Origin of the sequence: Streptomyces sp. NPDC050617 (assembly GCF_040654795.1) — a bacterium.
Taxonomy (GTDB): domain Bacteria; phylum Actinomycetota; class Actinomycetes; order Streptomycetales; family Streptomycetaceae; genus Streptomyces.
On the sequence record NZ_JBFAIS010000042.1, the window covers coordinates 1 to 20250 of the forward strand.

General features: G+C 69.5%; 15 protein-coding genes. 6 read left to right on the plus strand and 9 right to left on the minus strand.

What is annotated here, in order from left to right; all coding sequences use genetic code 11:
• Positions 1–397: 397 nt before the first annotated feature.
• From AB0I49_RS35320 to thyX, 3 genes are all read right to left on the minus strand, one after another.
• The gene (locus AB0I49_RS35320; RefSeq protein WP_363231308.1) at positions 398–2083 is read right to left on the minus strand and encodes a ribonuclease J; all 1686 of its coding nucleotides are present in this window, start codon (positions 2081–2083) and stop codon (positions 398–400) included.
• A gap of 105 nt (positions 2084–2188) precedes the next feature.
• A complete protein-coding gene (gene dapA, locus AB0I49_RS35325; RefSeq protein WP_363135023.1) occupies positions 2189–3088 on the minus strand; it encodes a 4-hydroxy-tetrahydrodipicolinate synthase in 900 nt (299 codons plus the stop codon).
• 184 nt (positions 3089–3272) lie between these two features.
• Positions 3273–4013, minus strand: a complete 741-nt coding sequence (gene thyX / locus AB0I49_RS35330) for an FAD-dependent thymidylate synthase (RefSeq protein WP_362164321.1) — start codon at positions 4011–4013, stop codon at positions 3273–3275.
• 283 nt (positions 4014–4296) lie between these two features.
• Here thyX and AB0I49_RS35335 point away from each other — a divergent pair, with 283 nt between their 5' ends.
• Both AB0I49_RS35335 and AB0I49_RS35340 read left to right on the plus strand, forming a co-directional pair.
• Positions 4297–4539, plus strand: coding sequence for a hypothetical protein (locus AB0I49_RS35335; protein WP_363231309.1), 243 nt, complete (start codon positions 4297–4299; stop codon positions 4537–4539).
• Positions 4540–4649: 110 nt separating this feature from the next.
• Positions 4650–5204 (plus strand): hypothetical protein, encoded by a 555-nt coding sequence (locus AB0I49_RS35340; RefSeq protein ID WP_363231310.1) that lies wholly within the window; start codon positions 4650–4652, stop codon positions 5202–5204.
• A 69-nt stretch (positions 5205–5273) separates the two neighbouring features.
• Here AB0I49_RS35340 and AB0I49_RS35345 read toward each other — a convergent pair whose 3' ends face one another.
• The 6 genes from AB0I49_RS35345 to eccD form a co-directional block, all read right to left on the minus strand.
• Positions 5274–5726: a hypothetical protein gene (locus AB0I49_RS35345; RefSeq protein WP_363231311.1), complete on the minus strand. Its 453-nt coding sequence runs from the start codon at positions 5724–5726 to the stop codon at positions 5274–5276.
• Positions 5727–5730: 4 nt separating this feature from the next.
• On the minus strand, positions 5731–6483 hold the full coding sequence (gene dapB / locus AB0I49_RS35350) for a 4-hydroxy-tetrahydrodipicolinate reductase (protein ID WP_363231312.1): 753 nt from the start codon (positions 6481–6483) through the stop codon (positions 5731–5733).
• 82 nt (positions 6484–6565) lie between these two features.
• Positions 6566–7945, minus strand: a complete 1380-nt coding sequence (locus tag AB0I49_RS35355; protein ID WP_363231313.1) for a pitrilysin family protein — start codon at positions 7943–7945, stop codon at positions 6566–6568.
• Complete coding sequence (locus AB0I49_RS35360) at positions 7942–10161, minus strand: polyribonucleotide nucleotidyltransferase (RefSeq protein WP_363231314.1); 2220 nt, start codon at positions 10159–10161, stop codon at positions 7942–7944. Before AB0I49_RS35360 ends, AB0I49_RS35355 begins: the two co-directional genes overlap by 4 nt.
• Positions 10162–10436: 275 nt before the next feature.
• Positions 10437–10724: a 30S ribosomal protein S15 gene (gene rpsO, locus AB0I49_RS35365; protein ID WP_006602744.1), complete on the minus strand. Its 288-nt coding sequence runs from the start codon at positions 10722–10724 to the stop codon at positions 10437–10439.
• Between the two features lie 214 nt (positions 10725–10938).
• Positions 10939–12408 (minus strand): type VII secretion integral membrane protein EccD, encoded by a 1470-nt coding sequence (gene eccD, locus AB0I49_RS35370; protein WP_363231315.1) that lies wholly within the window; start codon positions 12406–12408, stop codon positions 10939–10941.
• Between the two features lie 197 nt (positions 12409–12605).
• On the opposite strand from eccD, the gene eccCa reads away from it, so the two are divergent.
• The 4 genes from eccCa to AB0I49_RS35390 all read left to right on the plus strand — a co-directional run bounded on the left by eccCa (position 12606) and on the right by AB0I49_RS35390 (position 20178).
• Positions 12606–16559: a type VII secretion protein EccCa gene (gene eccCa / locus AB0I49_RS35375; RefSeq protein ID WP_363231316.1), complete on the plus strand. Its 3954-nt coding sequence runs from the start codon at positions 12606–12608 to the stop codon at positions 16557–16559.
• A 133-nt stretch (positions 16560–16692) separates the two neighbouring features.
• Entirely contained in the window at positions 16693–17172 is a 480-nt protein-coding gene (locus AB0I49_RS35380; RefSeq protein WP_363231317.1) for a hypothetical protein, read from the plus strand.
• Positions 17173–17230: 58 nt separating this feature from the next.
• The gene (locus AB0I49_RS35385) at positions 17231–19588 is read left to right on the plus strand and encodes a DUF6571 family protein (RefSeq protein ID WP_363231318.1); all 2358 of its coding nucleotides are present in this window, start codon (positions 17231–17233) and stop codon (positions 19586–19588) included.
• On the plus strand, positions 19585–20178 hold the full coding sequence (locus AB0I49_RS35390; RefSeq protein WP_363231319.1) for a hypothetical protein: 594 nt from the start codon (positions 19585–19587) through the stop codon (positions 20176–20178). The genes AB0I49_RS35385 and AB0I49_RS35390 overlap by 4 nt, the downstream gene beginning before the upstream one ends.
• Positions 20179–20250 lie beyond the last annotated feature (72 nt).

Here is a 20250-nt window from a genome sequence, read left to right on the forward strand (position 1 = left end):
CTCAAGGAACGGACGCTTCCTTCGTGACCGTTTCACCGGTCTCTCCGGGCGCTTCCCTTCGTTCTTGCGTTTCCGACTCTATCAGATCCTCGCGGTCCTGATTTCCGCCGGTGCGTTTCGGCCTTTCGGCTTCTCCGCGTTTCCGACTCTACCAGATCCGTTTTCCGTTCCGTTTCCGGTCCGAATTCTTTTCCGGTCCCCGTCGGAGGGGGTTTGCCTTTCGGCTTTTCCGACTTTATCAGGTTTCCCTGGGTCGGATTTCCATTCGCTTTGCGGGGTGTCCGGCTCACACGTGAGTGATCGCGGTTCCCGTTGCGGTGGAGCCGTAAACGTACTGGACGGCCGCGCCCGGATGCAAATCGGCATCGGTGCGGCCGTCCAGGGAGTTGACGCAGCGTCAGACCTCGACGACGACGGGCAGGATCATGGGGCGACGGCGGTAGCTGTCGGAGACCCACTTGCCCAGGGTGCGGCGTACGAGCTGCTGGAGCTGGTGCGGCTCCGCGACGCCGTCGGAGCCCGCCTTGGCGATGGCTTCCTCGACCTTCGGGAGCACCGCCGCGAAGGCGGAGTCCTCGATGCCGGAACCCCGCGCCTGGATGTGCGGGCCGCCCACGACCTTGCCGGTGGTGCTGTCCACCACGACGAAGACGGAGATGATGCCCTCGTCCCCGAGGATGCGGCGGTCCTTGAGGGAGGACTCGGTGACGTCGCCGACCGAGAGGCCGTCCACGTACACGTAGCCCGCCTGGACCTTGCCGACGATCCGCGCGGCGCCGTTCACCAGGTCGACGACGACGCCGTCCTCGGCGATGACGATGTGGTCCTTGCGGACCCCCGTGAGCGCGCCCAGTTCCGCGTTGGCCCGCAGATGCCGCCATTCGCCGTGGACCGGCATCAGGTTGCGGGGCTTGCAGATGTTGTAGAAGTACAGCAGCTCGCCGGCCGAGGCGTGGCCCGAGACGTGCACCTTGGCGTTGCCCTTGTGGACGACGTTGGCGCCCCAGCGGGTGAGGCCGTTGATGACGCGGTAGACCGCGTTCTCGTTGCCCGGGATGAGCGACGAGGCCAGGATGACCGTGTCGCCCTGGACGATACGGATCTGGTGATCGCGGTTGGCCATCCGGGACAGGGCGGCCATCGGCTCGCCCTGGGAGCCCGTGCAGACGAGCACGACCTCGTCGTCCGGCAGGTCGTCGAGGGCCTTGACGTCGACGACGAGCCCGGCCGGGACCTTCAGGTAGCCGAGGTCGCGGGCGATGCCCATGTTGCGGACCATCGAGCGGCCCACGAAGGCGACCCGCCGCCCGTACTCGTGCGCGGCGTCGATGATCTGCTGGATGCGGTGCACGTGGCTGGCGAAGCTGGCCACGATGATGCGCTTGTCCGCGGTGGCGAAGACCTGGCGGATCACATTGGAGATGTCGCGCTCGGGCGGGACGAACCCCGGCACCTCGGCGTTGGTGGAGTCCGAGAGCAGCAGGTCGATGCCCTCCTCGCCGAGCCGCGCGAACGCGGGCAGGTCGGTGAGGCGGCCGTCGAGCGGCAGCTGGTCCATCTTGAAGTCGCCGGTGTGCACGACCATGCCGGCCGGGGTGCGGATGGCGACCGCGAGCGCGTCCGGGATGGAGTGGTTGACCGACACGAACTCGAGGTCGAAGGGGCCGACGCGTTCGCGGTGCCCTTCCATGACTTCGAGGGTGTACGGGCGGATGCGGTGCTCCTGGAGCTTCGCCTCGATGAACGCGAGGGTCAGCTTGGAGCCGATGAGCGGAATGTCCGCCTTCTCGCGGAGCAGGTAGGGGACGGCGCCGATGTGGTCCTCGTGCCCGTGGGTGAGGACGATGCCGTCGATGTCGTCGAGACGGTCCCGGATGGACGTGAAGTCCGGCAGGATCAGGTCGATTCCGGGCTGCTCCTCCTCGGGGAAGAGCACCCCGCAGTCGACGATGAGCAGGCGGCCGCCGTACTCGAAGACCGTCATGTTGCGGCCGATTTCGCCGAGACCGCCGAGCGGGGTGACGCGCAGGCCGCCCTCGGGCAGCTTCGGCGGCGGACCGAGTTCAGGGTGCGGATGACTCAAAAGACTCTCCTCACCACGCGCGCCACATGTCCCCCTGGGACACATGGCGCGCGTGACATTCGTGCACTTGCAGTTGTTGTCGGTATGCAGTTGTGAAGTCTGTGGCTACAGCTGTACCCCGCCGGCGGACAGATCGCGCTTGAGCTGCTCCGTCTCCTCCGGGGAGAGCTCCACGAGCGGCAGGCGCAGGGGGCCGGCGGGCAGGCCCTGGAGGGCGAGCGCGGCCTTGACGGTGATGACGCCCTGGGTGCGGAACATGCCGGTGAAGACCGGGAGCAGCTTCTGGTGGATCTCGACGGCCTTCTGGACGTCGCCGCCGGTGTGCGCCTCCAGCAGGGCGCGCAGCTCCGAGGGGACCACGTGGCCGACGACGGAGACGAATCCGACGGCTCCCACCGACAGCAGCGGGAGGTTGAGCATGTCGTCGCCGGAGTACCAGGCCAGTCGCGAGCGGGCGATGGCCCAGCTGGCGCGGCCGAGGTCGCCCTTGGCGTCCTTGTTGGCGACGATGCGCGGGTGCTCGGCGAGCCGGACGATCGTCTCGGTGTTGATGGGGACGCCGCTTCGGCCGGGGATGTCGTAGAGCATCACCGGCAGTTCGGTGGCGTCGGCGATGGCGGTGAAGTGCCGCAGGAGGCCTTCCTGCGGCGGCTTGCTGTAGTAGGGCGTGACGGCCAGCAGTCCGTGGGCGCCCGCCTGTTCGGCGGCGCGGGCCAGTTCGACGCTGTGCCGGGTGTCGTTGGTGCCGGCCCCGCTGACGATGTGGGCCCGGTCGCCGACCGCTTCCACCACGGCCCGTACGAGCTGGGCTTTCTCCGCGTCGCTGGTGGTCGGGGACTCGCCCGTGGTGCCGTTGACGACGAGTCCGTCGTTGCCGGCGTCCACCAGATGGGTGGCGAGTCGCTGGGCACCATCGAGGTCGAGGGCGCCGTCAGCGGTGAAGGGCGTGACCATCGCGGTCAGGACCCGCCCGAAGGGCGTCTGCGGTGTGGAGGTCGGAGCCATGGGGGCCACGCTACTCGTTGCTCACCGTGAGGTGCTCCCTTGGGGAGTGCGTTATGGATCCCGGCGCTGCCTGCTCGGGGGTTCAGACAGCGCCGAGTCCGTATGTCAGCCTAGATGAAGGTAGCGAAATACCGCAATACGGACACTTCCCCTGCTGAGCCCGTACACCTGTGCACAACGTGCACTACGGGGCGATCCGCCCGTTCTTGTTGTAGGCCGCGTGCGTGAGCGGCATGAGCTTGGCCCACGCCTCCTCCATCTGCTCGCCGACCATCTCGATCTCGCGCTGCGGGAACGACGGGACGGTCGCCGCCTCGTGCTGGGTGCGCAGCCCGAGGAAGTGCATCAGGGAGCGGGCGTTGCACGTCGCGTACATCGAGGAGTAGAGGCCGACCGGGAGCACCGTGCGCGCCACCTCGCGGGCCACGCCCGCGGCCAGCATCTCCTGGTACGCCTCGTAGGAGGCGCGGTAGGAGTCCTCCATCACGCGGCCCGTCAGCTCGTGCTGCGCCCGCGTGCCCTCCACGAAGACGTACTTGCCGGGGCGGCCCTCCTGGACCAGCTTGCGGGACTCCCCCGGCACGTAGAACACCGGCTGGAGCTCGCGGTAGCGGCCGGACTCCTCGTTGTACGACCAGCCGGCGCGGTGCCGCATGAACTCGCGGAAGACGAAGATCGGGGCGCTGATGAAGAAGGTCATCGAGTTGTGCTCGAAGGGGCTGCCGTGGCGGTCCCGCATCAGGAAGTTGATGAGCCCCTTCGAGCGCTCCGGGTCCTTGGTGACCTCCTCCAGGGACTGCTCGCCGGCGGTGGAGACGCGGGCGGCGAACAGCACGTCGGAGTCGGCGGCGCTGTGCTTGACCAGCTCGACGGTGACGTCGCTGCGGAAGCTGGGTGCGGCGCTCTCGGTGGGGGTGTCGCTCACCGGCGGGGGTCCTTCCAATCGCATGGTTCGGGCGGCGCCCAGCCTACGGGCCGCCACTGACACCACCGCCCCGACGACCGGCCGGAGCCGCCGTCACCAGGGAGTTCGCCGGGCCGCCCGCCGGCCCCGTTCCGTCGCCGCCGGCCAAGGGGCGCACCATCGGGAGCAGCCGGAGCGAGAGTTGATATTTTTCACAGAAAGTTGCCGAAAACGGGCACCAAAACGGGCCGGCGATCGTCTGTATGTGTGAGTGCCCACTACGAGGTTCCTAGGAGAGCCCTTCATGTTCCGCCGGCGAGAGCCCGTGCCGTTCGCCTTCGTCGCCGAAGCCGAGCGTTACCGCAGCAACATCACGCCGCCGCCCCGAGAACGCGCGAGCCGGTCGCAGCTCGCCGGACGTGTCCTGGTCGGTCTGACCGTCACGACAGGTCTGGTCGGCGCGCTGCTGTTCGGGATGCCCTCGCTCGAGCCCGGGGGGCACAGCACCCAGCACGCCCAGCAGTCGGAGGCGTCGAACGGCCGCTGATCGGGCGTTCCTCGGGCCCGGACCGCCCCCTGGGGTGGTCCGGGCCCGCGTGCATGGATAACCTCACCGAGCACAGCCCATTCGAGTGTGCTTGTGAGTGAGGACAAGTTGTGCCCCTGCCCTTCCTGACAGCCGAACGCGACTACGACGAGATCGCGGCCGCTGTCCCCCTCCCCTTCGAAGACCGGGACCGCTGGCGGCGCCCGTACCGGCCGGGCCCCTGGCGGGTCGGCGGCGCCGCGCTGCTGTTGCTGCTCGCCTCGTACGTTCTCTTCTGCGCCGTGGTCATCGCCGCCGCCGGTTCGCTGACCGGCGCGGGAATCTGCCTGGCCGTCGCCGTGCTGGTGATCGCCTTCGCCGTCCAGCTGGTGCGGGTCGGCATCTGGGTGAGCGCCCAGGGGCTGCGCCAGGCCGGCCTGTTCTCCTCGCTGACCGTGCGGTGGCAAGACGTCGCGTCCGTGCGGACCGTCCAGCAGCCCGTGCGGTGGCTGGGGCTGCCGCGCACCGTGCAGGGCCAGGCTCTGGTCGTGGGGCGGCGGGGCGGCCAGCCGGTGCGTACGGTGCTCACCGACCACAACGGCGACTTCCTGTCCCGCCCCGAGGCCTTCGACATGGCGGCCGACGCCATCGAGGGCTGGGCCGCGGAGTACAGCGGACGCCCGTAGCGGACAGCCGACCGCCGGGCGGAACCAGGGAATCCCGTTCCGCCCGGCGGTCGGCTGTCTCCGCCCGGCTCAGGCCCGTACAGGCTTGCCGTCGTGCAGGGCGATGGCGCGCTGCATGGCCTTGCGGGCGCGCGGGGTGTCGCGGGCGTCGTGGTAGGCGACCGCGAGGCGGAACCAGGAGCGCCAGTCGCCGGGCGCCTCCTCGGTCTCGGCCTGCCGCCTGGCGAAGACCTCGTCCGCGGAGTCGCGGTCGATGCGGCCGCCGGGCGTCCGTACGAGCTCGTCCACCGGCAGTCCGCCCTCGGCCTCCAGCTCCCGCGCGAGCCGGCCCGCGTCGCGCGCGAACTTGGTGGTGTGCCACAGGAACCAGGCGCCGATGAACGGCAGGATGAGCACCGCGACGCCGAAGACGACGGTCACCACGGTGCCCTGCTCTATGAGCAGCACGCCGCGGCTGCCGACCAGGACGAAGTAGACGACCAGGACGGCGGCCAGGGCGAAATAGACGATCTTTGCGCGCACGGTGTCAGCCCAGGTCCAGGAAGTGTTCCAGGCCGAACGTCAGCCCCGGCGCGTCGACGACGCGGCGCGCGCCCAGCAGGATGCCCGGCATGAAGCTGCTGTGGTGCAGCGAGTCGTGCCGGATGGTGAGGGTCTCGCCGGTGTCGCCCAGGATGACCTCCTGGTGGGCCAGGAGGCCACGGAGGCGGACGGAGTGCACCGGGACGCCGTCGACGTCCGCGCCGCGCGCGCCGTCCAGCGCGGTGACCGTCGCGTCCGGCTGCAGCGCGCAGCCGGCCTCGTTCCGCGCCGCCGCGATCAGCTGGGCGGTGCGGGTGGCGGTGCCGGACGGGGCGTCGGCCTTATTGGGGTGGTGCAGCTCGATGACCTCGACCGACTCGAAGTAGCGGGCGGCCTGCTGGGAGAAGCGCATGGTCAGCACGGCGCCGATGGAGAAGTTCGGCGCGATGAGCACGCCGGTCCCCGGTGCGGCGTCGAGCCATCCGCGCAGCTGGTCGAGGCGCTCGTCGGTCCAGCCGGTGGTGCCGACGACGCCGTGGATGCCGTTGCGGACGCAGAAGTCGAGGTTGTCCATGACCGAGTCCGGGTTGGTCAGCTCGACGGCGACCTCGGCGCCGGCGCCGGTCAGCGCGTCCAGGCTGTCGCCCCGGCCCAGCGCCGCCACCAGTTCCATGTCGTCGGCGGCCTCCACCGCCCGTACGGCCTCGGAGCCGATACGGCCCTTGGCGCCGATGACTGCCACGCGCAGCTTGCTCATCGTGCTTGCTTCCTTCGACTTCTCGGCTGATGGGGTCCGATCAGGTGATCGGCTTACGGGCCCGGAGGCGTCGGCCGGCCGGTTACGCGACGACGTCGTGCAGGCGGGCCGCCTGCTTGTCCTTCAGCGGTCCAATGACGGACAGCGAGGGCCGCCGGGTCAGTACATCGCGGGCGACCGCCCGTACGTCGTCCGGGGTGACGGCCGCGATGCGCGCCAGCATGTCGTCGACGGACATCTGCTCGCCCCAGCACAGCTCGCTCTTGCCGATGCGGTTCATCAGCGCGCCGGTGTCCTCCAGGCCGAGCACGGTGGAGCCGGCGAGCTGGCCGACGGCGCGGCGGATCTCCTCGTCGTCGAGGCCCTGCTCGGCGACCTGGTCGAGCTGGTCGCGGCAGATCTTCAGGACGTCGTGGACCTGGTTCGGGCGGCAGCCCGCGTAGACGCCGAAGAGGCCGCAGTCGGCGAAGCCGGAGGTGTAGGAGTAGACGGAGTACGCCAGTCCGCGCTTCTCCCGGATCTCCTGGAAGAGGCGGGAGCTCATGCCGCCGCCGAGGGCGGTGTTGAGCACGCCGAGCGCCCAGCGCCGGTCGTCCGTACGGGCCAGGCCCGGCATGCCGAGGACGATGTGCGCCTGCTCGGTCCTGCGGTCGAGCACCTCGACGCGGCCGGCCGTGCGCAGGGTGCGGGCGCCGTCGCGCGGGGCGATCGGCGTCGCGTCCGTACGGCCGAGGGCCCCGGCCCGCTCGAAGGCGCGGCGGACCTGGCGTACGACCTTGGCGTGGTCGACATTGCCCGCGGCGGCCACGACCAGGTGCGTCGGGTCATAGTGCTTCTTGTAGAAGCGGGCGATGCGATCGCGGGTCAGGGCGTTGACCGTGTCGACGGTGCCGAGGACGGGGCGGCCCAGCGGGGTGTCGCCGAGCATGGTCTCCGCGAAGAGGTCGTGCACGCAGTCGCCCGGATCGTCCTCGGTCATCGCGATCTCCTCGAGGATGACGCCGCGCTCGGCTTCGACGTCCTCGGGCTTGATCAGCGAGCCGGTGAGCATGTCGCAGACCACGTCGATGGCCAGCGGCAGATCGGTGTCGAGCACGCGCGCGTAATAGCACGTGTACTCCTTCGCCGTGAAGGCGTTCATCTCGCCGCCGACCGCGTCTATGGCGGCGGAGATGTCGAGCGCGCTGCGCCACTCGGTGCCCTTGAAGAGCAGGTGCTCCAGGTAGTGGGTGGCGCCGTTCAGGGAGGGCGTCTCGTCGCGGGAGCCGACGTGCGCCCAGATGCCGAAGGTGGCGGAGCGTACGGACGGCAGGGTCTCGGTGACGACGCGCAGGCCGCCCGGGAGGGTGGTCTTGCGGACCGTGCCGATGCCGTTCTCGCCCTGGAGAAGCGTTTGGGTACGGGCGACGGCCCGCCCCTCCGTGGAGGTGCGGGCCGTCGCCTGTGAGCTACGGGACGTCACTTGGCGGCGTCGTCCTTCTGCTCGGCGGCGTTCTCGTCGTCCTCGACCACGGGGATCAGGGAGAGCTTGCCGCGCTGGTCGATCTCGGCGATCTCGACCTGCACCTTGGCGCCGACCGCGAGCACGTCCTCGACGTTCTCCACGCGCTTGCCGCCGGCGAGCTTGCGGATCTGCGAGATGTGCAGCAGACCGTCCTTGCCGGGCATGAGGGAGACGAAGGCGCCGAAGGTGGTGGTCTTGACGACCGTACCCAGGTAGCGCTCGCCGACCTCCGGCATGGTCGGGTTGGCGATCGAGTTGATCGTGGAGCGGGCGGCCTCGGCGGCCGGGCCGTCGGCGGCGCCGATGTAGATGGTGCCGTCGTCCTCGATCGTGATGTCGGCGCCGGTGTCCTCCTGGATCTGGTTGATCATCTTGCCCTTGGGGCCGATGACCTCGCCGATCTTGTCCACGGGGATCTTGACGGTGATGATCCGCGGGGCGTTCGGGGACATCTCGTCGGGGACGTCGATGGCCTCGTTCATGACGTCCAGGATGTGCAGACGGGCGTCACGGGCCTGCTTCAGCGCGGCGGCCAGGACCGAGGCGGGGATGCCGTCGAGCTTGGTGTCGAGCTGGAGCGCGGTCACGAACTGCTTGGTGCCGGCGACCTTGAAGTCCATGTCGCCGAACGCGTCCTCCGCACCGAGGATGTCGGTGAGGGTGACGTAGTGCGTCTCGCCGTCGATCTCCTGCGAGATCAGGCCCATGGCGATGCCGGCGACGGCGGCCTTGAGCGGCACACCGGCGTTCAGCAGCGACATGGTGGAGGCGCAGACCGAGCCCATGGACGTCGAGCCGTTGGAGCCCAGCGCCTCGGAGACCTGGCGGATCGCGTACGGGAACTCCTCGCGCGTCGGCAGCACCGGCACCAGCGCGCGCTCGGCGAGCGCGCCGTGGCCGATCTCGCGGCGCTTCGGCGAACCGACGCGGCCGGTCTCACCGGTGGAGTACGGCGGGAAGTTGTAGTTGTGCATGTAGCGCTTGCGCGTGACCGGCGACAGCGTGTCGAGCTGCTGCTCCATGCGGAGCATGTTCAGCGTGGTGACGCCCAGGATCTGGGTCTCGCCGCGCTCGAAGAGCGCCGAGCCGTGCACCCGCGGAATGGCCTCGACCTCGGCGGCGAGCGTACGGATGTCCGTGACGCCGCGGCCGTCGATGCGCTTCTTCTCCTTGATGACGCGCTCGCGGACCACGGTCTTGGTCAGCGAACGGTACGCGGCGGAGATCTCCTTCTCGCGGCCCTCGAACTGCGGGAGCAGCTTCTCGGCGGCCAGCGCCTTGACGCGGTCCAGCTCGGCCTCGCGCTCCTGCTTGCCGGCGATGGTCAGCGCCTGCGCGAGCTCGCCGCGGACGGCGGCGGTCAGCGCCTCCAGGACGTCGTCCTGGTAGTCGAGGAAGACCGGGAACTCGCCGGTCGGCTTCGCGGCCTTGGCGGCGAGGTCGGACTGGGCCTTGCACAGCGCCTTGATGAAGGGCTTGGCGGCTTCCAGACCGGCGGCGACGACCTCCTCGGTCGGCGCCTCGGCGCCGTCCTTGACCAGCTGGATGGTCTTCTCGGTGGCCTCGGCCTCGACCATCATGATCGCGACGTCGCCGTCCTCCAGGACGCGACCGGCGACGACCATGTCGAAGACGGCGTCCTCCAGCTCGCTGTGGGTCGGGAACGCCACCCACTGGTTCTTGATCAGGGCGACGCGGGTGCCGCCGATCGGGCCGGAGAAGGGCAGGCCCGCGAGCTGCGTGGAGCAGGAGGCGGCGTTGATCGCGACCACGTCGTAGACGTGGTCGGGGTTGAGCGCCATGATCGTCTCGACGATCTGGATCTCGTTGCGCAGGCCCTTCTTGAAGGACGGGCGCAGCGGGCGGTCGATCAGGCGGCAGGTGAGGACCGCGTCCTCGGAGGGCCGGCCCTCGCGACGGAAGAAGGAGCCGGGGATCTTGCCGGCCGAGTACATGCGCTCTTCGACGTCCACCGTCAGGGGGAAGAAGTCGAGCTGGTCCTTGGGCTTCTTGGAAGCGGTGGTCGCCGACAGCACCATGGTGTCGTCGTCCAGGTACGCCACGGCGGAGCCGGCGGCCTGCTTGGCCAGGCGGCCCGTCTCGAAGCGGATGGTGCGGGTGCCGAAGGTGCCGTTGTCGATGACGGCTTCGGCGTAGTGGGTCTCGTTCTCCACCAGGGATATCTCCTCGTCTGCGTCCCGGCGCCCGTGTGGCGCGGGACGGTGGTGGAGGGCGTCCTCCGTGCGGGGCCGGTCTTCGATCGAAGCACCCGGGGTTCTGTGTTCCGGGGGCCACTACCGAGGACCGGCGGCGAGCGGGACGCTCCTCCTCATTCGCTATGCGATTTTCGTCATGCCGTTGTGGGACCAGCCTACAAAGCTTCCGCTTCCCACGAGATACGCGAAGGGAGCGGCCCCCAATCCGTGGGAACCGCTCCCTTCACGACGGCTTACTTGGCGCCGGCCGCACCGCGACGGATGCCGAGGCGCTCCACCAGCGCACGGAAGCGCGTGATGTCCTTCTTCGCCAGGTACTGCAGGAGCCGGCGGCGCTGGCCGACCAGCAGCAGCAGACCACGGCGGGAGTGGTGGTCGTGCTTGTGGGTCTTGAGGTGCTCGGTCAGGTCCGAGATGCGGCGGGAGAGCATCGCGACCTGGACCTCGGGGGAACCGGTGTCACCCTCCTTGGTGGCGAACTCGGCCATGATCTGCTTCTTCGTAGCGGCGTCGAGCGACACGCGGTACTCCTCAAATTCTGTAGTGGCCACCGAGTGCCCCTGGTCTCGATCGCAGGGGAGCTTCCATGACTCGGGAGGCGGGGTCCGCTGGGCGCTGCCCCCAGAGTGCTCCGGAGGCGCGTACACAAACGGCCGCCACCCACAGTACCAGCCGGGTCGCGCGGCCCCTCCCCCGCGGTCCGGCCGACCCCCGCGGTCCCGCAGACCCCCGCGGTCAGCTGCCGGCGAGCCCGCGGGCCGAGGCGTACACGTCGAGCACCGCGAGGCACAGCGGTACGAGCGCGAGCAGCAGGGCGGACTCCGCGATGTCGGACAGCCGGCCCCAGAAAGGGGAGAGCCCCTTCTTCGGGATGATCAGCGCGATGCCGATGATCAGGGCGGCGCCGGCGGTGACGGCCGCGGCGAGCCAGACCGTACGGACGTCGAGCGGGCCGTGGTCGTGCTCGGTGAGCAGCTTGAGCACGGCGTCGGCGGGCGGGTTCAGGGACAGCCCGAGTACGAGCAGGGCGAGGGCGGCGAGGCCCGCGCCGAGCACCGCGGCGACCTGGGCGGTGTAGCGGAAGAGCCGGGCGCGCAGCAGCATCGCGAGGCCCGCGGCGAGGGCCAGCAGCTGCCCCCAGAGATCGGCGGAGAAGCCGAGGACGGCCGCGGCGCCCACCACGACGGCGGAGCAGCCGCCGACGAGGCCGAGCAGCATCTCGTGGCCGCGGCGGGCCTGGGCCGCGATGCGGTCGGCGTCGACGGGCTCCGCGGTGGCGCCGCCCGGCGCGGCGTCGAGGTCGTCGGCGGCGGCGGAGCGGGGCGCGGCGTAGCCGATGGGCAGCCGGGCGACGCGGGCGGAGAGGCCGGGCAGGAAGGCGATGGCGCCGATGGCGACGACGGCGCAGACGGCGGCGGTGCCGGTGACGTCGGCCTCGGTGAGGATCGCGCAGAAGGTGGCGAGGGTGCCGACGGTCGCGGCGAAGACGGTGGCGACGAAGGGCGCGTCCCCGGTGGGCATGGCGGCGACGAGGGCGACGGACGCCACGAGGACGGTGACGCAGCCGAGCAGGAACTGGAGGCGGCCGATGCCCTCGCCGGCGGCGGGGGCGAGGATGCCGGATCCCGCGATCATAAGGTGCGGCAGGGCGGCGAGGCCGAGGGCGATGGCCGAGGGCCGGTCGGCGTAGATCCGCGCCCGTACGCCCGCGAGGGCGACCAGCAGCACGCCGACGGCCGCGGCGATGACGCCGGGCAGGCCGTGCATGTCGTGCCGGACGGGGTCGGCGAACCAGAGCACGAAGCCCATCAGGACGAGCAGCAGGGCGCCGCCGAACAGGCCGCAGACGCGCAGCAGTTGGTTGTTCCACAGGGTGCGGTCGCGGGTGACGGCGGAGGCCACGGCGTCGGACACGTCGTCGTAGACGGCGGGCGGCAGGGATTCGGCGAAGGGGCGCAGCGAGAGGAGCTCGCCGTCGAGGATCTGCTGGGCGACCAGGGAGCGGGAGCTGTCGAGGACGGCGCCGTCGCGGCGTACGAGGTGGTAGCCGGTGGGTTCGCCGGCGGCCTGGGTCTGGCCGGTGAGCCGGAGGATCTCCGGGTAGACGTCGGCGACCGCGATGTCCTCCGGGAGTGCGACATCGATCCGACTGTCGGGGGCGACGACGGTCACCCTGCAGAAGCCGGTCGTAGCGGACGTACTCACGTTAAAGGCCCCCTGAATCGCTCTGCTCGGTGCGCTCGTGCATACGGCGTGCTTCGCTCGTGCGTACGCGCGGCGGCCACCCTACCGGGGCCGGTGTCGGCCCCCATCGATAGGATCGCCGTCTCGCGGAGGGAGGCCGTCGCCACGGGGGCGCCGGACTGGAACTGTCCTTCCGCGTGATGGGGGTTGAAGGACCGTTGAGCCAGGTCGTCGTCAAGCGCCAGCCGCGGGCCCTGCCGCCCGAGGTGCCGAGCGAGGAGCTCCGTCTCGAATCGCCGCCGGAGCTGCCGCGCGGCCAGCAGGACGGCGTGCTGATGCAGCTGCTGCCCACGCTGGGCATGGCCTCGTCGATGGTCTATTTCTTCATGCCGGGCGCCGCGCCGATGATGAAGATCATGGGCGTCATGATGATGTTCTCGACGCTCGGCATGACCATCGCGATGTTCATGCGGCACCGTCAGGGCTCACAGGGGCAGATGGCGGACATGCGCCGCGACTACCTCAAATACCTCGCGCAGACGCGGCGGACGGTGCGCAAGACGGCGCGGGCGCAGCGTGACGCGCAGTTCTATCTGCACCCCTCCCCTGAGCAGCTGTGGGCGGTGGTCGCCGAGGGCAGCCGCGTGTGGGAGCGGCGGATGAGCGACAACGACTTCGGGCAGGCCCGGCTCGGGCTCGGCTCGCAGCAGCTCGCGACGCCGCTGGTGGCGCCGGAGACCGCGCCGGTCGACGAGCTGGAGCCGCTGACCGCGGGGGCGATGCAGCACTTCCTGGCGGTCCACGGGTCGCTGGACGGGATGCCGATGGCGGTGTCGCTGCGCGCCTTCTACCACGTGACGCTGTCGGGCGAGCCGGAGACGGTGCATGGGGCGGCGCGTTCGCTGGTGGCCCAGCTCGCCACGCTGCACTCGCCGGACGACCTGGTGATCGCGGTGGTCGCGGCGCGCGGCGCGGCCTCGTACTGGGAGTGGACGAAGTGGCTGCCGCATGTGCAGCTGCCCGGCGCGGTGGACGGAGCGGGCGCGCGGCGGCTGATCAGCGACGACCTGAGCGAGCTGGAGGACCTGCTGAAGCCGCGGCTGGAGGGGCGTACGCGCTTCAGCCGGGACGGGCAGCCGCTGCTCGACCAGCCGCAGGTGCTGCTGATACTGGACGGCGCGATGGTGCCGCCGGACTCGGCGTTCGCGGCGCAGGAGGGGCTCCAGGGCGTCACGATCGTCGAGGTCGTGCCGGGCGAGCTGGACGAGCTGCGGGGCGGGCTGTCGGTGGTCGTACGGCCCGGCCGGCTGCAGCTGCTGTCGCAGGTCGCGGTGTACGAGGGCGTGCCGGACACGCTGTCGATGGAGGCGGCGGACGCGCTCGCCCGGCAGCTCGCGCCGCTGCGCATGGGGGGCGGGGGCGACGATGACGAGCCGCTGCTGGCCAATCTCGACTTCACGGAGCTGCTCGGGCTCGGCGACGCCGGGTCGGTCGATGTGTCGCGCACCTGGCGGCCGCGGACGCTCGCGGAGCGGCTGCGGGTGCCGATCGGCGTCGGCGAGGACGGCACGCCGGTCATGCTGGACCTCAAGGAGGCGGCGCAGGAGGGCATGGGGCCGCACGGGCTGTGCGTCGGCGCGACGGGTTCCGGCAAGTCGGAGCTGCTGCGGACGCTGGTGCTGGGCCTGGCCGTGACGCACACGTCGGAGTCGCTGAACTTCGTGCTCGCGGACTTCAAGGGCGGCGCGACCTTCACGGGCATGTCGCAGCTGCCGCACGTCGCGGCGGTCATCACCAACCTGGCGGACGACCTGACGCTGGTCGACCGGATGCGCGACTCCATCACGGGTGAGCTGCAGCGCCGCCAGGAGCTGCTGCGCGCGGCGGGCAACTACGCCAACATGCACGACTACGAGAAGGCGCGGGCCGCGGGCGCCCCCCTGGAGCCGCTGGCTTCACTCGTCCTGGTGATCGACGAGTTCAGCGAGCTGTTGACGGCGAAGCCCGACTTCATCGAGATGTTCATCCAGATCGGCCGCATCGGCCGCTCGCTCGGCGTCCACCTGCTGCTCGCCTCGCAGCGGCTGGAGGAGGGCCGGCTCCGCGGGCTGGAGACGTACCTCTCGTACCGGATCGGTCTGCGGACCTTCTCCGCGGCGGAGTCCCGTACGGCGCTGGGCGTCCCGGACGCGTACCACCTCCCCTCGGTGCCGGGCTCCGGCTATCTGAAGTTCGGTACGGACGAGATGACGCGCTTCAAGGCCGCGTACGTCTCCGGTACGTACCGCACGGGCACCGCCGACCTCGGCGGCGCGCCGCTGCCGATCGAGCGGCGGCCCGTGCTGTTCACGGCGGCCCCGGTGCCGGTGACCTACACCGCACCGGACCCGGTCGCGCCGCCGGACCCGGCGCCCAGCGGCGATGACGCGCTCGCCGACACGGTCCTCGATGTGATCGTCCGCCGGCTGGAGGGCCAGGGCGCGCCCGCGCACCAGGTCTGGCTGCCGCCGCTGGAGGAGGCGCCGTCGCTGGACCAGCTGCTGCCGGGGCTGGCCCCGGTGGAGGGGCGCGGCCTGACGTCCGCGGACTATCCGCGCCTCGGCGGGCTGGTCGTACCGCTCGGCCTGATCGACAAGCCCTTCGAGCAGCGCCGTGACGTCCTCTACCGCGACTTCTCGGGCGCGGCCGGCCACATGCTGGTCGTCGGCGGCCCGCAGTCCGGCAAGTCGACGCTCATGCGCACGCTCATCTCGTCCTTCGCGCTCACGCACACCCCGGCCGAAGTGCAGTTCTACGGGCTCGACTTCGGCGGCGGCGGCATGAGCGCCGTCGCCGACCTGCCGCACGTCGGCGGCATCGCCTCGCGCCTCGACCCGGAGAAGGTGCGGCGCACGGTCGCGGAGGTGGCGGGCGTGCTCAGCCGGCGCGAGGAGTACTTCCGCTCCCAGAACATCGACTCCATCGCCACGTACCGGCGGCAGCGCGCGGCCGGACACCACGCCGACCAGGGGTGGGGCGACGTCTTCCTCATCGTCGACGGCTGGGGCAACTTCAAGCAGGAGTACGAGATGCTGGAGGCGATCGTCACCGACATCGCCGGCCGGGGTCTCGGCTACGGCGTGCACGTCGTGGTGACCGCCTCCCGCAACATGGAGGTCCGCGCCTCCCTCAAGGACCAGCTCCTGAACCGGCTCGAACTGCGGCTCGGCGACACCATGGACTCCGAGTTCGACCGCAAGGTCGCGGCGAACGTCCCCGCGGGCGTGCCCGGCCGCGGCCAACTCCCCGAAAAGCTGCACTTCATGGGCGCGCAGCCGCGCATCGACGCCGGCAGCGACGCGGACGCCATGACGGACGCGACCACGGAGATGATCCGCGCGGTCGACGCCGCCTGGTCCGGCCCGCACGCCCCCGGCGTCCGGCTGCTGCCCCGCAGGCTCCGCGCGGACGAACTCCCGAAGGGGTTCGAATACCCGCAGCACGGCGTCGCCATCGGCATCGACGAGACCAACCTCGAACCGGTCTTCGTGGACTTCGAGACCGACCCGTTCTTCCTCGTCTTCGGCGAGAGCGAGTCCGGCAAGACCGCGATGCTGCGCCTCCTCGCCAAGCAGATCACCGAGCGGTACGGCCCCGACGAGGCGAAGATCGTGGTCGGCGACTACCGCCGCTCGCTCCTCGACGTCATCCCGGAGTCGCACCTGCTGGAGTACGCGCCGATCGCCTCGGCGCTCACCGTCCACGCGGGCGCGATGAACGGCCTGATGGAGCGCCGCGCGCCGAAGCCCGACATCACCCCGCAGCAGCTGCGCGACCGGAGCTGGTGGACGGGCCCGCAGTTCTTCGTCATCGTCGACGACTACGAACTCGTCTCCACCAGCAGCGGCAACCCCCTGGCGGTCCTCACGGAGAACCTCCCCTTCGCCCGCGACGTCGGCATCCGCTTCATCATCGCCCGCAGCACGGCCGGCGCCTCCCGCTCGATGTACGAGTCCTTCATGCAGCGCATCAAGGAGCTCGGCGCGCAGGGCATCGTCCTATCGGGCGACCCCGGCGAGGGCGACCTCCTCGGCGGCGTCCGCCCCCGCCCGATGCCTCCGGGCCGCGGCTTCTTCGTATCGCGCAAGCGGGGGGTTCCGCTGGTGCAGGTGGGGTGGCTGCCGGAGCAGTAGGCGGCGGGGCTCGCCACCAGACATCGGGGGTGCGACGCAGCGTGTCCCCTTGATAGCTTCGCGTACGCGCCTGCCGCAGGCGGTCCCCCTGCGGCATCGGCACTATCCGCTCGACCATCTGACCTGGGGAAGCATGACGTTCGAGGACGAATGGGCCCGGCTCCGCACCGACGCGAGCGCACGACAGGAGGCGGCCCGTAGCCAAACCCGGATCAACCATCTCGCGGCGGGGCCGGGCGGCGACCAGCCCGACTTCTCATCGTCCGCCGTCAAGAAGAAGGCGGCCGTCTCGGCTCTGCAGAACCATGTCGAACCCGATACCCGGGCGGCGGGCGGATGCGTCGACGCGTCCGCGGACGCCGCCACGAAGGGCTTCAAGGGGTGGGAGACCGCGGCGGGCATCACTGACGCCCTTGAGGGATGGGGCGCTGCCGTGACGGCGCTTCAGAACCGGCTCGCAGGGGAGAAGGCAGCGCTGGGCAGCGCCGGCAACCTGTTCCGGAACACCGACCACGACACCGCCCGGCTCCTCGCGCCGCCTGCGCTTCCGGGCCCGTACACACCGAACGGCCCTGCCGGTGTTCCATATCCGTCACGCGTGTCGGACTACTGAACGCGGCGACGGATCCGCGACGAAACCGGGGAGATCCGGTGCGAGACGGAGAAGAACAGTGCTCACCTACCACGATGTGATGACCACGGATCTGTCGCTGCTCACCACGGCAGCCGATCAGTGGGAGACGGCCGCCAAGAAGTTCGAGGCCGTACGGAAGATCTACGACGGCCAGGTCAAGAGCGTGGGAACCGACGGCTCCTGGAACGGCTTATCCGCGGTATCCGCTGGTTCAGCCATGGCGGAGACCTCCGCCCAATTCGCGGCGGCTCCCAAGGAGGCACGCGCGATCGCCTCCCTCCTGCGCGACGCGCACGCCCAGTTCGTCGATTTACGGGGCAAGGTGAAGTCCGCCGTCGCCGACGCCAAGAAGCACGGTTTCGAGGTGAACGAGCACGGAGTCGCGCGCTACGCGAAAGACGATGAGGCCGCGCGCCACGACCCCGACCTGCCCCGCATCGAGGCGTCCTGGACCCGGAGGGTGGACGACGCGGTACGTGCCGTCGACGACGCCGACCAGGGTGTGAAACTCGCTCTGCGCAAGGCGGTCGAGAACCCTGACACCCGCTTCGGCGCACCCGCGGGATTCAACGCCGGGGCCGTCGGCGACATCGAGAAGGTGGAAGCCCAAGAGGCTGCCGAACTGGCGACCAAGCTCAACTCCACGGGCTACTTGGACGCCAAGGAACTGGCGGAGATGCAGCGTCTGTTCCGCGACAACGAACACGACAAGGCGTTCAGCCAGACCTTCCTGGCCGGCCTCGGTCCGCAGGGCGCCGTCAAGTTCACCAACAAGCTCGACGACCTCGTAGGCAGCGACAAGAAACACCAGCAGGACTACCTGAAGGTACGCGACGGCCTGGCCACCTCCCTGGCGACCGCCACCCGCGTCCCCACCTTCAAGGGAACGAACGGAAAGGCCCTGCGGTTCGGTTCCAAGGAATACTCGCGGGCCTACACGGAATGGCTCGGCAGCTCCGGCGGGAGCTTCTACAAGAACTGGCGCGAGGGGCTCAAGAAGGCGGGCGTGGCCCAGTACGACCGGGACTCGGTCACCCACAAGGCCAATTCTCTCGGCCGCTACCACGGTCAACAAGTCCGTGGATACCAGAGCCTCATCACCCTCATGAAGCACGGTGACGGCTACTCCACCCAGTTCCTGTCCGACCTCGGCGACGACATCCGCGCGGCGGAGGACAAGAAGCAGGGCGGCGACCCTGACATCTGGGACCTCTACGGAAAGTTCGGCGACAAGGCCGACCGCGGGTTCGTCCAGGACCCCATGGACGGCCTGCTCGGCATCATGAGCCACGACCCGGCGGCCTCGGCGGCCTACCTGGACCCCAACTCCGACCCGAACCCCGCGGATGGCAAGTCCGAGAGGAACGACCGGCTGCACTACCTGGTCAAGGACCGTGACTGGAACATCACGAAGGCGACGAGCTGGCAGGGCAACATCGAGCACACCATCGCCGACGTGGCGCCGGAGGGCGGCCATAAGGGCTTCACAGCAGCCTTGCAGGCAGCGGCGACGGGGCGACTGCCGGAAAGCGCCGCGGGCGCGCATCCGTACAGTCACTCAGCTGCCAACGCCGCGGTAATGCACGAGACCGTCAAAATCTTCGGCGACGACCCTGCACTGATCAAGAAGGACGGAGCATTCGCCGACATCCGCGGGAACCTCGGCAAGATGACAGCCGACTACATGGGCGACGTCCAACGAGCCATGTACTCCAGCGACCACCTCCCAATCCACGGCTCCAGCGCCCACCTGGGCTCCTCATCGGTAAAGCTGGAACCATTCCTGGATGCCGTCGGCCGGGACCCACATGCCTATGGAGCCATCACGGCTGCCCAACAGACGTACACGGGCAACCTGGTAAACGACGTCATCAACGGCCACAGCACGTCGCAGGTTTCCTTGGAACAGCGGGTGCAGAACGCGGTGGCGCCTGGGGGCGTGATTGCGGGGATCATGAGCGAGGGGCGGGCGGAGGGCATTCACGAGGAGCATATTGTCGGGGATGCGGAATTCAATGAGAGGGCGGGGCTTGCCAGCAAGTGGGTGAATCGGTTCGTAGGGTATGGGCTGGGCGCCGGCCTGGAAAAGCTACCGGGAGCCGCGCCATTCGCTGCGCCTATCGGTTGGATCCAGGAGGACATCAATGAGTCCATCATGGCTTCTATCAAGCAGGACACGACCGATGCCGCCCGGGATCAGGCTGGCTACAATTTCGCAAACGGTCGCGCGGCCATCATCGATTCCTCCAGATACGCAGTGCAGCATGCAGCAGAGCATGCGCATATGGACACGGAAACGATTGAGGACTTGAAGAGAGCTGCCGCTACTCAAGCTGGAAACAGCCACGGCGAAGGGTCGAACTGGCAGCAGGCCAGAAACGGAACTCACTCATGACCTCTACACCCGCGGACTGCGCGCAGCCGCATCGCCGACACAGAAAAATCGGGCGACACACCGGGGTGGCCGCCGCCACTGCTGTAGCTCTCCTAGCTCCCCTAACTGCATGCTCGGATCCACAGCGTGAATACGCCGTGCCATCTAAACTCTGCGGAATTCGACTGGACAAGTCTCTTTACGCCCCCATCTTCCCCGCCGGAAAGCAAGAAAAACAAGAAGATCCAATCAAGGGGGAAGCGGATCACGAACAGTGCAATGTGTACATCGACGGGTTCGTCAAAATCACGGTGAGTGGACTGTGGACCGACCGCACAATCACCCCTCAACCGACGCTGGCCACCCTCGTCGCGGAGCACGGCCCTTATAAGGCAGAAAGAGTGCCGGGAAAATACCCCGCAGCTACCTGGCCCAGCGGTGCACTCACCCTGGTCGAGTGCCCCAACCCCAAATATCGAGCCAATCTCTACTCTCTCACCATCGCCACGCAGACGATCAAAGACCACGACAAATCCCATGACGTACTGGGCAAACTCATTCAGGCATACACGGAAAAGGTCCTAGAGATGCTTCCTTGCGGTAAGTCCTGAACAGCAGCTCGACGAGCCCTAGACTCGTCGCTGTCGCCATCCGGCGCGAGCCGCGTCGCCCGTAGAAGGAGT